This window comes from Bradyrhizobium sp. GW821-FHT12B03 (assembly GCF_058807535.1).
Window position 1 is genome coordinate 383,832 of record NZ_JBXAQU010000006.1, and the last position, 14,026, is coordinate 397,857.

Below are 14,026 nucleotides of genomic sequence, written 5' to 3' on the forward strand. Positions count from 1 at the left end.
CACCACCGAACGGAAGCAAGGAAGCGACGATGACCGAGGCCGTCGTTGACGACATCGTGACCGTGCTGCCGCCGCTGCTGAACGCGCTGGAAGCGCTCGGCTTCTTCGCCCGCAACCTGCATCCACCGGCCTTCGCCTCCGTGATGAACACGATCGGCGCGCCGGATGACGCACTACAAGCAGCGTGCGCCGCGATCGGCGCATGGCCCGAACAATTCGCCGGCTTGCGCAACCGGCTCGACAGCGCCTGCAACGAGGCGCTGGCCGCTTTTGCCGGCATTCGCGAGGTCGAGCGCGGCAACGGCGACCTCGTCGCCGTCTTCCGCGCGCTGCGCCATGGGCCGCGCGCACTGGAGGCGCTCTATCCGCTGGCGGTACAATTCCCGCCGGTGAGCAGCTTCTTCCTCAATGCCGCAGGGCGCGATGACGAGAACCTGCTGGCACGGCTCGAGGCCGGCGGCGGCGAGCATACCGGCATCTTCCACGATCACAACGAACCCGGCAGCCGCGGCGGCTTCTCGGTCTATGTCCCCGAATACTACAGGCCCGATCGCGCCATGCCGCTGGTGATGGCGTTGCATGGCGGCAGCGGCAACGGTCGCGGCTTCCTGTGGAGCTGGCTGCGCGATGCTCGCAGTCTCGGCGCGATCCTGATCGCTCCGACGGCGACGGGCCCGACCTGGGCGCTGATGGGCGACGACGCGGATACGCCCAACCTCATGCGCATCCTCGAGACCGTGCGCAGCCGCTGGACCATCGACGGCTCGCGCATGCTGCTGACCGGCATGAGCGATGGCGGCACCTTCAGCTACGTCAGCGGACTCGATGGCGCCTCGCCTTTTACGCATCTCGCGCCGGTGGCAGCGACGTTCCACCCGCTGATGGCGGAGATGGCGGATGCTGCGCGCCTGCAGCGCTTGCCGATCTTCATCACCCACGGCAAGCTCGACTGGATGTTTCCGGTGCAGACCGCGCGGCAGACGCAAGCGGCGCTCTCCGCCGCCGGCGCCGACGTCATCTATCGCGAGATCGACGACCTCAGCCACACCTATCCGCGCGAGATCAATGCGGAGCTGCTGGCGTGGCTGAACGGAAGATGAACGACCTCTCCTTACAAGCGCCGCATGGCCGCGGAACCATCGCGCCATGCCGACGTTATCGGCGCGACACCGGAGGTTCGTTATGAGGACTTTTTTTGGAATGATCTTGGGCGCGCTGCTGCTTGCGGGCGGCGTCTATGTTTATGACTCCATGCAGACCTCATCCGTCGCCAATGGCGAGGTCGCGACCAGCAATCGCACCATCGTGAACTGGGATGTCGCCAAGGCCGACTGGGACGCGCTGCGCGATCGCGCACACAAGGACTGGGTTCGGATTTCTTCGAAATAACGTCGCGGATATCATGAGCAAGGCGCCGTCGCGGCCCGCGGCGGCGCCTTTTGTGTTGGCCGTGTCAATTACGGCGAGCGCCCTTAGTTCATCTTGGCCTTGCGCGCGTCGGCGATCACCTGCTCGAACTCGGTCATGCTGAGCACGCCGGGCACGCGGTACTTGCCGACGATGAAGGACGGAGTGCCGCGGAATCCGAAGGCTTCGGCCTGCTCGTTGTTGCGCTTGAGGATGGCGTCGATGTCCTTGGCGTGGTCGGTGAGATCGCGCTTCAACCGGTCCATGTCGACGCCTGCGCCCGCGAGCAGCTCGTTGATGCGCGACTCGGTCAGGCGCGAGCTGACGCCCATCATGGCGTCATGAGCCGGATGATACTTGTCCTGGAATTTCGCCGCGAGCGCGATCCGCGCCGCCGTGACCGACACCGGCCCGAGGATCGGCCAGTCCTTCATCACCAGCCTCACCTTGCCATCGTCCTGGACGACCTGGCGCAGCTCGGGCTCGAGCTTGCGGCAATAGGGGCAGTTATAGTCGGACCATTCGACGATGGTGATATTGCCGTCGGGATTGCCGGCGACAGGCGTGTCGGGATCGCGCAGCACCTTGGTTTCGGTCAGCACCTCGTCATCGTCGGCGGCTGCCCGCGCCGGGGCAATGCCGCCCGCTGCGAGCGCGCCCGCCCCGATCAGCGTCAGCGCCGCACGCCGCGTCGGTACCAAGAGGCCCTTATTCCTGAATCCAGTCATATCTCGTCCCGTTTCGGTCCCATCGCCAGACATACGGTCCGGAACCGGGAATTGTTACAAGTCATATAGAGTGTCGCGGCGCCGATGTCATCGCACCAGCAGCGTGACCGCCAGCGGGACCAGGAACGAGGTCACCAAAGCGTTCAGGCTCATGGCGATGCCGGAAAAGACGCCGGCGATCTCGTCGACCTGGAACGCGCGCGCAGTGCCGATGCCGTGCGCGGCAAGACCGGCGGCAAATCCGCGCGCGCGGAAATCCGTGACGCCGGTGCGGTTCATCAGCGGCGTGACGATGATCGCGCCCATGATGCCGGTGAGGATGACCGCGACCGCCGCCAGAGAAGGATCCGCATGCAGGGATTCGGCGATGCCCATGGCAACGCCGGCCGTGACCGATTTCGGCGCCAACGATAGCACGACGTCGCGCGGCAGCCCGGCGAGCTCGGCCAGCAGCACGACCGACACCACCGCCGTGACCGAACCGGCAACGAGCGCCACCAGCATCGGCACGATGGACGACACCACGCGCTTGCGGTTCTCGTAGAGCGGCACCGCGAGCGCGACAGTGGCGGGCCCCAGCAGGAAGTGCACGAACTGCGCACCGGCGAAATAGGTGGTGTAGGAGGTGCCGGTTACGAGCAGGAACGCGCCGATGATCCACATCGCATGCAGCACGGGATTGGCGAGCGGATGGCGCCGGCTCGCCAGCGACACCGCATCCGTGCTCGCATAGACCAGCAGGGTCACGGTCAGCCACAGCAGCGGGGACTGCGAGAGATAGACCCAGAGCGAGAACGGATTGTCCTTCATCGCGCGTCCTGTTGCTTCAACAGGCGGCTGACGAGGCGGAAGGTGAGCACCGTCGCAAGCAGGGTGACGACCACCGAGAGCGCCAGCACGAGGATGATGGCGACGCCGTGGGATGCGAGCAGATCGAGCTTCTGGACGACGCCGACTCCGGCCGGCACGAACAGCAGCGACAGGTGCGCCAGCAGTCCCTTGCCGGCGGTCTCCACACCGTCGTTGCGCAACGGCCCGCGCGCGAGCAGCGCAAAGCGGTCGCGGGCGAGCAGCAGGATCACCAGCAATAGCAGGCCGAGCACGGGACCGGGCAATGGCAGGCCGAGACCGCGCACGATGGCTTCGCCGATCAACTGGCAGAGCAGGATGAGGCCGAGGCTTGCGAGCATGACCGCCGCATCAAGAGATGCGCCGGCAGGCTTGTCAATCGCCGCTATGCACGGGGCGCTCGCACCTCGGGCGAAGCCGCGACGCGGGGCAGCATCGCCATCAGGGTGCCGGTCATGGTGGCGATCAGCGTGGTCTTGCCCTCATGCTCGGCGAAGGCCCTGGCCTCGCAAAAGGTCAGCGTCCGGCCCGGTTTGACGACTTCGGCCTTGAAGACGAATCGCTCGCCGCGGGCAGGCGCGATCAGCGTGGTCTTGAACTCGACGGTGAGGATGTCGGCTTCACACGGCATCAGGGTGAAGGCGGCAACGCCGCAGGCGTTGTCGAGCCCCGCCGTGATGATGCCGGCATGAACGAAGCCGTTCTGCTGCGTGAAGGCGGGCGAATGCAGCATTGCCAGCTCGACCTCGCCCGGCGCAAGGCGGACGATCACGATGCCGAGCGTGCGCATCGCCGGCTGGCCGTCGAACATGGCAATGGCCGCGGCGCGATAGCCCGGGTTTTTCGGCTCGAACGCGGCCATGGCTCAAGCCTCGGCCGGCTCGGCAAGATGCCTCGAAGCGGCGGCGCGGATGACATCGGTGAACGGCGCGGACTTGCGAAGCTGACGGTCCATATGCACGCCCGTGATGTCACACGTCGCGGCGATCTCGCCGGTCTCGGCGTTCGTCATGTCATGCCGGAAGCGGATCGACTTGTCGCGAACCTCGAGCAGGTGACTGCGGATCTCGACGATGTCGCCGGCCAGCAGCTCGCGTTTGTAGGTGATGTTCTGCTGCACGGCGGCCATGCCGCGACCCGAGTTGCGCAAATAGCTCGGCGTCAGCCCGATCCGGGCGAACAGATTCCAGTTGGCCTCGTCGAATTTGCCGACGTACCACATGATGTTCATGTGGCCGACGTGATCGCACTGCCACGGATAGACCGTGCCGCGATAGGTCGCCTCCTGCTCCATCGCAATTTCTCCCTTGCGCTTTTCCTTGCGCTTTTCCGCCCTTCGATTGTTGATACGGTAGCGTATCAAGGTCTTCCCGCGTTAGCAATACGGCACCGTATCAAGAATCGGGTGGGCTTTCCTTCATGAGCGACGGCAAGGGCGACGTCTGGGTCGAGGCGGGATTGACCGAGCTCGCCCATTCGGGGGTCGAGGGTGTCAGGGTCGAGGTGCTCGCCAAGAACCTCGGCGTGACCAAGGGCGGCTTCTACCGCCGCTTCGCCGACCGCGCCGCGCTGCTCGAGGCCATGCTGGAACGCTGGCGCGCGGGGCGTGCAGCAGCGATCGCGCAGCAGACCAGCCTCGACGGGCAGGCACCCCGCGAACGGCTGAGGGCGGTGATCCAGCTCTATTCCGAACGGCTCAATCCGGAGGGCATGGCGATCGAGCTCGCGATCCGGCAATGGGCCCGTTCGGACGAGACCGCCGCGGCGGCGGTGGCGAGCGTCGATGCGGCGCGGCTCAAGCACGTCGCCGAACTCTATCGCGCGACCGGCCTCGAGGCCGAGGAGGCCGAGGCGCAGGCCTTCCTGTTCTACTGCTTCATCTTCGGCCAGAGCCTGCTGTTCGTCGAGCGCGGTCCGCGCAAGCGATCGCAGCTCGTGGCGAAATCGGCCGAGAAGCTCCTGGACTAAACACCTAGGAGATCGGATCGAATCGACGAAAGCCCCGGAGATATCTCCGGGGCTTTCGGTTTGGATCTTCCAATGCGTCGACGCACGACGTGACGGCCAAAGCGCGATGAATTTGATTGAATCGATGCGCGTGCCCAGAGCTCGGATCAGCTCTCCCGTGGGGGAGAGGTGATCCGCGGACAGCCAACCGAATCCAATCCCATCATGCGCTAGATCAACCCGCCGGCATCCGCGACGCGGCGCTGGTGATAGTCGGTGTCGCCGAAGGTGTTTTCGATCATGGTCAGGCGCTTGAAGTAGTGGCCGATCTTCGCCTCCATGGTCATGCCGATGCCGCCGTGGAGTTGGATCGACTGCTGACCGACGAATTTCAGCGACTTGCCGATCTGCACCTTGGCCGCGGCGATCGCGTTGGAGCGCTCCTTGGCGTTCTCGAAGTCGTTCGCCATGGTCGCGAACATCGACATCGAACGGGCCTGCTCGGCCGCGACGAACATGTCGGAGGCGCGGTGCTGGAGCGACTGGAACGTGCCGATCGCGACGCCGAACTGTTTTCGCGTTTTGATGTACTCGACGGTGGTCTTCAGCGACTCGTCCATCAGGCCGACCGCCTCGGCGCAGAGCGCAACGCGGGCCTCGTCGACGACGCGTTCGATCAGTGCGAGCGAGTCCTCGGGATTGCCGAGTGCGGCGTCGCCGCCGACTTCGACGCCGGTCAAGGTGATGTCCGCGGCGTGCAGGCCGTCCTGGGTCGGGTACGACTTCTTCGTCACGCCCTTGGCATTCGCCGGTACCAGGAACACGCCGATGCCGGTCTTGTCGCGACGGTCGCCCTTGGTGCGCGCGGTGACTACAAGCGTTTCCGCGTTCTCGCCGTTGAGCACGACGAACTTTTCGCCGTCGATGATCCAGCCGTCGCCCTTCTTCTTCGCGGTCGTCGAGACGTCGAACAGATCGTAGCGCGAGTTCTTCTCGAGCTGGGCAAACGCCAGCGTCTTGCTGCCGTCGATGATGGCAGGCACGTGCGCGGCCTTCTGCGCATCGGAGCCGGCATGGCGCAGGAATCCGCCGCCGATCACGACGGTTGCGAGATACGGCTCGAGCACCAGCGCCTTGCCGAGCGCTTCCATCACGATCATGGTCTCGACGCCGCCGCCGCCGAAGCCGCCATCGGCCTCCGCGAAGGGCAGACCGAGCAGGCCCTGCTCGGCGAGCTTGCCCCAGACCGCCTGGCTCCAGCCGCCCTTCTCCTTCATGTACTTCTTGCGGCTCTCGAAATCGTAGGAATCGGTCAGCAGGCCGTCGATGCTGTCTTTGAGAAGCCGCTGCTCCTCGTTCAGGTCAAAATCCATTTCTTTGCTCTCCCGGTATCGATGTCGTCATGCCCGGCCCTGCGCCGGGCATCCACGTTCTTCGCGCCGCTAGGCGTGGATGGCCGGGTCAAGCCCGGCCATGACGGCGAGTGTGTGGTGACGGTGTGCGATCAAAGCCCCAGCACCGCCTTGGCGATGATGTTGCGCTGGATCTCGTTGGAGCCGCCGTAGATCGAGACCTTGCGGTTGTTGAAGTAGCTCGGCGCGATCTGGGCGGTCCAGTCCATGGCTTCGTTCGAGCCGTCGTCGCCGTGCACGTCGTAGGGCGCGGCGAACGGGCCGATCACTTCCATCAGGAGCTCGGTGGTGGTCTGCTGGATCTCGGAGCCCTTGATCTTCAGCACGGAGGAAGCCGGATTGGGCTTGCCCTTGCCGTGCTTGCCTTCGTCGGCGACGACGCGGAGCTGCGTGAGCTCGAGCGCCTTCAGCTCGATCTCGCAGGCCGCCAGCTTCTCGCGGAAGGCGGCATCCTGGATGATCGGCTTGCCTGCGGATTCCACCTTGCCGGCGAGATCGCGGATGCGGCGCAGCCGCTCCTTGGAGACGCCGACCCGCGCAATGCCGGTGCGCTCGTTGCCGAGCAGGAATTTTGCGTAATCCCAGCCTTTGTTCTCCTCGCCGATCAGGTTCTCGTAGGGCACCTCGACGTCGTCGAAGAACACCTCGTTGACCTCGACGCCGCCGTCGATGGTCTGGATCGGGCGCACCGTGACGCCCTTCGACTTCATCGAGAACACGATGAAGGAGATGCCCATCTGCTTCTTGGCGGTCGCGTCGGTGCGGCAGAGGCAGAAGATCATGTCGGCGTGCTGGGCGAGCGTCGTCCAGGTCTTCTGGCCGTTGATGATCCATTTGTCGCCCTTGCGCTCGGCCTTGGTCTTGAGCGAGGCGAGGTCGGAGCCGGAGCCGGGCTCGGAAAAGCCCTGGCACCACCAATCGTCGACGTTGGCAATGCGCGGCAAGTACTTCTTCTTCTGCTCCTCGTTGCCGAAGGTGTAGATGACGGGGCCGACCATGCTGACGCCGAAGGCGAGCGGCTGCGGCGCCGGATAAGACTGCAGCTCCTCGTTGAAGATGTAGTGCTGCACGGAGGTCCACCCGGTGCCGCCATACTGCTTCGGCCAGTGGCTGACGCCCCAGCCTTTCTTGTTGAGAATGCGCCACCAATTCACCATCTCGTCCTTCGAGAGGTGACGGCCCTCGACCAGCTTGCGCCGCGTATCCGGCGGCACGTTGTCGCGGAAGAATGACCGCACTTCCTCGCGAAACGCCTGCTCTTCTTTCGTGAATGCGAGATCCATCGGATCCTCCTGTTTCCTCGTCGTCCTGGCGAAAGCCAGGACCCATTACCACCGGCCTTCGTTTTGCGAAGGCAATTGCCGCCTGTGCCCCAAACTCCTGCTGCGGAGTATGGGTCCCGGCTCCCGTGCGCAATTGCGCACTAGGCCGGGACGACATTGGTTACTGCAACACCTCGAACAGTCCCGCCGCGCCCATGCCGCCGCCGACGCACATGGTGACGACCGCATACTTGGCCTTGCGGCGGCGACCTTCGATCAAAGCATGGCCGGTCAGGCGCGCGCCGGACATGCCGTAGGGATGGCCGACCGCGATCGCACCGCCGTCGACGTTGATCTTGTCGGGGTCGATGCCGAGCTTGTCGCGGCAATACAGCACCTGCACCGCGAAAGCTTCGTTCAGCTCCCACAGGCCGATGTCGTCGACGGTGAGGCCGTGGCGCTTGAGCAGGCGCGGTACCGCGAAGACCGGGCCGATGCCCATCTCGTCCGGCTCGCAACCGGCGGAGACGAAGCCGCGGAAGATGCCGAGCGGCTGCAGGCCGCGCTTGGACGCTTCCTTGTCGCTCATGATCACCGAGGCGCTGGCGCCGTCGGAGAGCTGGCTGGCATTGCCGGCCGTGATGGAGAAACCTTCGCCGCGCACGGGCTTGAGGCCGGCGAGACCTTCGGCGGTGGTCTCGGGGCGCGGACCTTCGTCCTGCGACAGCGTGACTTCCTTCATCGACACGGCACCGGTCGCCTTGTCGGTGACCGCCATCTGCGTGGTGATCGGCGCGAGCTCGTCCTTGAACTTGCCGCCCTGCTGGGCCGCCGCGGTGCGGCGCTGGCTCTCCAGCGAATATTCGTCCTGCTTCTCGCGGGAGATGCCGTAGCGCTTGGCGACGATTTCGGCGGTGTCGATCATGGGCATGTAGACCTCGCCCTTGATCTTGAGCAGCGCGGGATCCTGGGCGTGAAATCCGTTCATCTTGTCGTTCTGCACGAGGCTGATCGACTCGCCGCCGCCTCCGACCGCGATCTCGACGCCGTCGAAGATCACCGAGCGCGCGGCGAGCGCGATCGCCTGCAAGCCCGACGCGCACTGCCGGTCGATCGTGGTCCCGGCGACGGTGACGGGAAGGCCGGCGCGGAGCAGCGCCTTGCGCGCGATGTTGCCGCCCGTCGCGCCCTGCTGGAGCGCTGCGCCCATCACGACGTCCTCGACCTCCTTCGGGTCGACCTTGGCGCGGGCGACGGCTTCGCCGATGGCGTGGCCGAGCAAGGTCGCGCCCTCGGTGGCGTTGAGCATGCCGCGATAGGCCTTGCCGATCGGCGTGCGGGCGGTGGAAACGATGACGGCGTCGGTCAAGAACGACCTCCTGATGCGGTTTTGGTGGATTGTGACGGTTTCTGCTGCTGGCGCAATTCGTGGCGTGACAGTTTTCCGACCGGCGTGCGCGGCAAATCGTCGACGAAGGCGACCTCGGCCGGCAGCTCGTGCTTGCCGATCTTGCCGGCGAGCTGCGCGCGCAGCTCGTCGAGCGAGAACGGCTTTGCGCCGGCCTTGAGCTTGATGAAGGCTTTTGCGGCCTCGCCGCGATACTGGTCGGGAATGCCGAGCACGATCACCTCGTGCACGCCTGGCACGGTGTAGATCGCCTGCTCGATCATCTGCGGATAGACGTTGAAGCCGCCGGAGATGATCATGTCCTTCTTGCGGTCGACCAGGAAGAAATAGCCGTCCGCGTCGACATAGCCGATGTCGCCAGTGAGGAAGCGGCCGTCGACGAAGGCCTCCGCGGATCCCTCCGGCTTGTTCCAGTAGCCCCTGGTGACGTTCGGGCCCTTGATACGGATCTCGCCGACCTCGCCCGGCGGCAGCACGCGCTTGGGATCGTCGAGCGCGACGACGTCGAGCTCAATGCCGGGCAGCATCAGGCCGATCGAGCCCGGCTTGTCGGGGCCAACAGGCGGATGGCCGGTGCCGGGCGAGCAGGTCTCGGTCATGCCCCAGCCGCTCTTCAGCTTCTTGCCGACCTTGCGCTCGAAGAAGCTCGCGATCTCCACCGGCAGCGGCGCGCCGCCGGAGCCGATGGCGTTGAGCGAGGAGAAGTCGCGCTTGTCGAGATCGGGGAGCGCGGCGATCGCGATCCACATCGTCGGCACGCCCGGAAAATAGGTCGCGCGCTTGACCTCGATGTCGCGCATCACGGTTTCGACGTCGAAACGCTGGTGCAGCGAGATCAGATTGCCGCGGCTGAGCGAGGACAGCAGCACGACGGTGAGCGCATAGATGTGGAACAGCGGCAGCACGCAGATAACGCGCTCGACGACGTCGCCGCGCGCGGCGCGGGCCGGCTTGCCCCAGATGTCGTAGATCGACACCGCCGAGGTGAGATTGCCGTGCGTGAGCATCGCGCCCTTGGGCAGGCCGGTGGTGCCGCCGGTATATTGCAGTAGCGCGACGTCATCGGCCGTCACTTTCGGCCATTCTGCCGGCGTGGTGGCGCCTTCGACGAAGCTCTTGAAGGTGACGATGCGGGGATCGTCGGGAATCGCCGCCTGCGGCGTGCCGACCTTGCCCCAATTGTCGTCCTCGCAGACGACGAGGCGGTCGATCAGGCCTTTTTCCAGGAACTTCAGCGCGGTTGGCAGCAGCGCCTGAAGGTTCGAGGTGACCAGCAGGCGCGAGCCCGAGTCGGAGACCTTGTGGGTCAGCGCGATCTCGCCGTCGAGCGGAGAGAGATGCGCAACGCGGGCGCCTGCCTTCAGCGCGCCGAAGAAATTGACCGGGTGATCGGGCGTGTTGCCGAGGAACAGCGCGATCGAGGTGTTCTTGCCGCAGCCGGCGCGGAGGAATGCCGCGGCCGCGCGCTCGGCCTGAGCTGCGAGCTCGGCATAGGTGATCGGGCGATCGCGGAATTCGAGCGCGGTGCGCGGGCCGTAATTCGCGGCGGCGTTCGACAAGAGGTCAGGCAGCGAGCCCTGGACGATGGTGTCGTCCCATCGCACGCCCTCGGGATAAAACTGTTCGCCGGGATGGGTCATCTTTTCTTGATTGCTTGAGCGAGCGACTAACACAACTCGTCATTCCGGGGCGCGACGAAGTCACGAGCCTGGAATGACGAAGGTTGAGACGAAGCGGCCATCACGCCGCTTTCGACACCGCCGCGAGCGAGGCAAACGTCTTGCCTTCGGCCGCGAGCTTCTTCAGCAGCGGTGCGGGCTCGAGGCTGGGGTCGTTGGTCTCCTTGGCGTAGAAGGCCAGGCGATCGGCGATGTGCTTGAGGCCGACCGTGTCGGCCCAGAACATCGGGCCGCCGCGATAGATCGGCCAGCCATAGCCGTAGAGCCAGACCACGTCGATGTCGGAGGGACGCGCCGCGATGCCCTCTTCGAGGATCTTCGCGCCCTCGTTGATCATCGGATACATCATGCGCTCGAGTATCTCCTCGTCGCTGACGATGCGCTTCTTGCGGCCAAGACGCAGCAGCGTCTCGTCGATCAGCTTCTCGACCTCGGGATCGGGCAGCGCCGAGCGCGAGCCCGCTTCGTACTTGTAGTAGCCCTTGCCGGTCTTCTGGCCGAAACGGCCGGCTTCACACAGCGCGTCCGCGATCTCCGACTTGATGCCGCGGTCCTTGCGCGAACGCCAGCCGATGTCGAGGCCGGCGAGGTCTCCCATCGCGAACGGGCCCATCGGCATGCCGAACTTGGTGACGACAGCGTCGACCTGCTGCGGCAGCGCGCCTTCGAACAGCAGCTTCTCCGACTGCTTGCCGCGCTGGGCGAGCATGCGGTTGCCGACAAAGCCGTCGCAGACGCCGACCACGGCCGGCACTTTTGCAATTTTGCGCGCGATCGTGACGGCCGTCACCAGCGCATCCGGCGCGGTCTTGTCGGCGCGCACGATCTCGCACAGCTTCATGACATTGGCCGGCGAGAAGAAATGCATGCCGAGCACGTCCTGCGGACGCTTGGTCGACTTCGCGATCTCGTCGATGTTCAGGTACGAGGTGTTGGAGGCGAGCACGGCGCCCGGCTTGACGTATTGGTCGAGCTTGCCGAACACTTCCTTCTTGACCGCCATGGTCTCGAACACGGCTTCGATCACCAGGTCAGCATCACCGACATTCTCGATGCCGACAACGCCGTTGATCAGCGCCATGCGCTTGGCCGGCGCATCAGCGGGAATGCCGCCGCGCGCGGCGGTCGCTTCCCAGTTCTTCTGCATGATGCCCATGCCGCGCTTGAGCTGTTCCTCGCCGGTCTCGATCAGGGTGACGGGCACGCCGGCATTGGCAAACGACATCGCGATGCCGCCGCCCATGGTGCCGGCGCCGAGAATGGCGACACGGTTAACGGGGCGCGACTTGGTGCCTTCGGGCACGCCCGCGATCTTGGCGGCCTCACGCTCGGCGAAGAACGCATAGCGCTGCGCCTTGGACTGGTCGCTGGCGACGAGCTTGAGGAAGCCCTCGCGCTCCTTCTTCAGGCCCTCGTCGAACGGAAAATCGATGGCGTAGCCGACGGCGTCGGCGGCCGCGAACGGCGCTTCCAGCCCGCGCGCCTTCTTGGTCATGGCGGCGACCGCATTGGTGAAGATCGAGCGGTCGGCCCTGGCGGCCGCGATCTTGGAATCGTCGTCGCGCAGGCGGCGCAGCGGACGCTTCTCGGCGAGCAATTTGCGCACGAAGGCCTCGCCGCCGGAGGCCGGGCCCTCGACGATCTCCTCGATCAGGCCGTTCTTGAGCGCTTCGGCCGCGCCGATCGGATCGCCGCCGACGATCATCTTGACGGCAAGCTCGGGGCCGACCGCGCGCGGCAGGCGCTGGGTGCCGCCGGCGCCCGGCAGCAGGCCGAGCTTCACCTCGGGCAGGCCGAGCTTGGCCTCTTTGACCGCCACGCGGAAATGACAGGCGAGCGCGACCTCGAGGCCGCCGCCGAGCGCGGTGCCGTGAATTGCGGCAACCACCGGCTTCGGTGAATTCTCGATCTCGGACAGCACGTCGTTGAGGGCGGGCGGCTTCGGCGGCTTGCCGAATTCGGTGATGTCGGCGCCGGCGATGAAGGTGCGGCCGGCGCAGGTCAGCACGATGCCCTTGATCGCGGGATCGGCGACCGCCGCCTTGATGCACTCCAAGATACCGCCGCGGACCGCGGCACTCAGCGCATTGACCGGAGGGCTGTTGACCGTGACGATCCCGATTTCGTCATGACGCTCAAGCTTGACCACTTCGCTCACGGTGTCCCTCCTTGGTGGGGCTATGCTTTTGTCGATTTCGCGGTGCGGAATTTAATTCCGCATCTTGACGGCAGGGTTATTTTGAAGCACGGACGTTGTCAACGACTCCGCGCAAGAAGCAGATCAGGGATGAAGCGTACAGGAAAGAAGACTGCGACCGATCGGAATTTCGTCGTCGCGCTTTCCCGCGGACTTGATGTATTGCGCGCATTCCAGCCCAACGATGGCCTTCTCGGCAACCAGGAAATCGCGGCCCGCACCAATCTGCCCAAGCCGACCGTTTCGCGCCTGACCTACACGTTGACGAAGCTCGGTTATCTGACGCCGGTTCCCCGTTTCGAGAAATATCAGCTCGCGCCCGCCGCAATGGCGCTCGGCTACGCGGCGCTGTCCAATCTCGGCGTTCGGCATTTGTCCGAGCCGTTTCGCGAGGAAGTGATGCGCGCGACCGGCGGCGCGGTCGCGATCGGCGGGCGCGACCGCCACAGCATGATCTATTTCGGGCAAAGCCGTGGCAGCGAGACGGTCGGCGTTCAACTTGACGTCGGCTCCCGCGTGCCGATTGCAACCAGCGCGATGGGCCGCGCCTATTTCTGGGCACTCGACGAGGACAGTCGCGCTGAAGTGTCCCGCATCCTGCGCGAACATTACGGCAGCCGCTGGCCCAAGATGCGCGACGGACTGGAACGTTCCGGCGAAACCGTCGCGAAATACGGCTTTGCAATTTCCGTCGGCGACTGGCACGACGACATCGGCGCCGCCGGCGTCGCACTCAAGCTCAACGACGGAACCGGGCCTTACGCATTCAATTGCGGCGCGCCTGCATTCCGCTTCACGGAAGAGCGTTTGATCAACGACATTGGACCGCGTCTGCTTGCGATGGTAAGGAACATCGAAGCGGCACTCGGGGGTCTGATGCCGCATTCCAAAAAAGACGTCAGCAAAAAGCTGAAATCAGGAGGAAAAGTTGCGCGTGTGGCCGAGGGGTTCAGATAGCCTTTGTCATCACCGGGAGCGGTTCGCATCGCCCCGTCGCCCACTGAAATTCGCGGGCGAGACGAGATGACGCAGGCACAGCTCGCGCAGGGGACATCGCCCCTGCTCGCGGTTCGCGACGTCAGCGTCGTGTTCGGCGGCATCATCGCGCTCAACGGCGTGTCCTTCGACATGCACAAG

At 65.2% G+C, this 14,026-nt stretch carries 14 protein-coding genes and 1 pseudogene; 5 read left to right on the plus strand and 10 right to left on the minus strand.

Annotation, left to right across the window (positions count from 1 at the left end; all coding sequences use genetic code 11):
• The first annotated feature begins 29 nt into the window (after positions 1 to 29).
• Both AC1RUR_RS15205 and AC1RUR_RS15210 read left to right on the plus strand, forming a co-directional pair.
• Entirely contained in the window at positions 30 to 1,100 is a 1,071-nt protein-coding gene (locus AC1RUR_RS15205) for a carboxylesterase family protein (RefSeq protein WP_492845256.1), read from the plus strand.
• A gap of 82 nt (positions 1,101 to 1,182) precedes the next feature.
• Complete coding sequence (locus AC1RUR_RS15210; RefSeq protein WP_008142940.1) at positions 1,183 to 1,389, plus strand: hypothetical protein; 207 nt, start codon at positions 1,183 to 1,185, stop codon at positions 1,387 to 1,389.
• A gap of 83 nt (positions 1,390 to 1,472) precedes the next feature.
• Here the strand turns inward: AC1RUR_RS15210 and AC1RUR_RS15215 are convergent, their stop codons facing one another.
• The 5 genes from AC1RUR_RS15215 to AC1RUR_RS15235 all read right to left on the minus strand — a co-directional run bounded on the left by AC1RUR_RS15215 (position 1,473) and on the right by AC1RUR_RS15235 (position 4,278).
• The gene (locus AC1RUR_RS15215) at positions 1,473 to 2,135 is read right to left on the minus strand and encodes a DsbA family protein (RefSeq protein WP_492845258.1); all 663 of its coding nucleotides are present in this window, start codon (positions 2,133 to 2,135) and stop codon (positions 1,473 to 1,475) included.
• 87 nt (positions 2,136 to 2,222) lie between these two features.
• A complete protein-coding gene (locus AC1RUR_RS15220) occupies positions 2,223 to 2,945 on the minus strand; it encodes an LrgB family protein (RefSeq protein WP_492845260.1) in 723 nt (240 codons plus the stop codon).
• Positions 2,942 to 3,325, minus strand: coding sequence for a CidA/LrgA family protein (locus AC1RUR_RS15225; RefSeq protein WP_492845262.1), 384 nt, complete (start codon positions 3,323 to 3,325; stop codon positions 2,942 to 2,944). The genes AC1RUR_RS15220 and AC1RUR_RS15225 overlap by 4 nt, the downstream gene beginning before the upstream one ends.
• Before the next feature lie 44 nt (positions 3,326 to 3,369).
• Positions 3,370 to 3,846 (minus strand): PaaI family thioesterase, encoded by a 477-nt coding sequence (locus tag AC1RUR_RS15230; protein WP_492845264.1) that lies wholly within the window; start codon positions 3,844 to 3,846, stop codon positions 3,370 to 3,372.
• 3 nt (positions 3,847 to 3,849) lie between these two features.
• A complete protein-coding gene (locus AC1RUR_RS15235) occupies positions 3,850 to 4,278 on the minus strand; it encodes an acyl-CoA thioesterase (RefSeq protein WP_492845292.1) in 429 nt (142 codons plus the stop codon).
• 125 nt (positions 4,279 to 4,403) lie between these two features.
• Between AC1RUR_RS15235 and AC1RUR_RS15240 the strand changes: the two genes are divergently transcribed.
• Complete coding sequence (locus AC1RUR_RS15240; protein ID WP_492845266.1) at positions 4,404 to 4,952, plus strand: TetR/AcrR family transcriptional regulator; 549 nt, start codon at positions 4,404 to 4,406, stop codon at positions 4,950 to 4,952.
• 209 nt (positions 4,953 to 5,161) lie between these two features.
• Here the strand turns inward: AC1RUR_RS15240 and pimD are convergent, their stop codons facing one another.
• The 5 genes from pimD to AC1RUR_RS15265 all read right to left on the minus strand — a co-directional run bounded on the left by pimD (position 5,162) and on the right by AC1RUR_RS15265 (position 12,850).
• A complete protein-coding gene (pimD, locus tag AC1RUR_RS15245; protein ID WP_492845268.1) occupies positions 5,162 to 6,304 on the minus strand; it encodes a pimeloyl-CoA dehydrogenase small subunit in 1,143 nt (380 codons plus the stop codon).
• Positions 6,305 to 6,435: 131 nt separating this feature from the next.
• Positions 6,436 to 7,626, minus strand: coding sequence for a pimeloyl-CoA dehydrogenase large subunit (gene pimC / locus AC1RUR_RS15250; protein ID WP_492845270.1), 1,191 nt, complete (start codon positions 7,624 to 7,626; stop codon positions 6,436 to 6,438).
• 160 nt (positions 7,627 to 7,786) lie between these two features.
• On the minus strand, positions 7,787 to 8,974 hold the full coding sequence (locus AC1RUR_RS15255; RefSeq protein ID WP_492845272.1) for an acetyl-CoA C-acyltransferase: 1,188 nt from the start codon (positions 8,972 to 8,974) through the stop codon (positions 7,787 to 7,789).
• On the minus strand, positions 8,971 to 10,653 hold the full coding sequence (pimA, locus tag AC1RUR_RS15260) for a dicarboxylate--CoA ligase PimA (RefSeq protein WP_492845274.1): 1,683 nt from the start codon (positions 10,651 to 10,653) through the stop codon (positions 8,971 to 8,973). Before pimA ends, AC1RUR_RS15255 begins: the two co-directional genes overlap by 4 nt.
• A gap of 100 nt (positions 10,654 to 10,753) precedes the next feature.
• Positions 10,754 to 12,850 (minus strand): 3-hydroxyacyl-CoA dehydrogenase NAD-binding domain-containing protein, encoded by a 2,097-nt coding sequence (locus tag AC1RUR_RS15265; RefSeq protein ID WP_492845276.1) that lies wholly within the window; start codon positions 12,848 to 12,850, stop codon positions 10,754 to 10,756.
• A gap of 129 nt (positions 12,851 to 12,979) precedes the next feature.
• On the opposite strand from AC1RUR_RS15265, the gene AC1RUR_RS15270 reads away from it, so the two are divergent.
• Together AC1RUR_RS15270 and livG are read left to right on the plus strand one after the other, a co-directional pair.
• Positions 12,980 to 13,846 carry an IclR family transcriptional regulator gene (locus AC1RUR_RS15270; protein WP_492845294.1) on the plus strand — a complete coding sequence of 289 codons (867 nt, stop codon included), beginning with the start codon at positions 12,980 to 12,982 and terminating at the stop codon, positions 13,844 to 13,846.
• A gap of 66 nt (positions 13,847 to 13,912) precedes the next feature.
• A pseudogene (livG, locus tag AC1RUR_RS15275) lies at positions 13,913 to 14,026 on the plus strand (high-affinity branched-chain amino acid ABC transporter ATP-binding protein LivG); the annotation flags it as partial.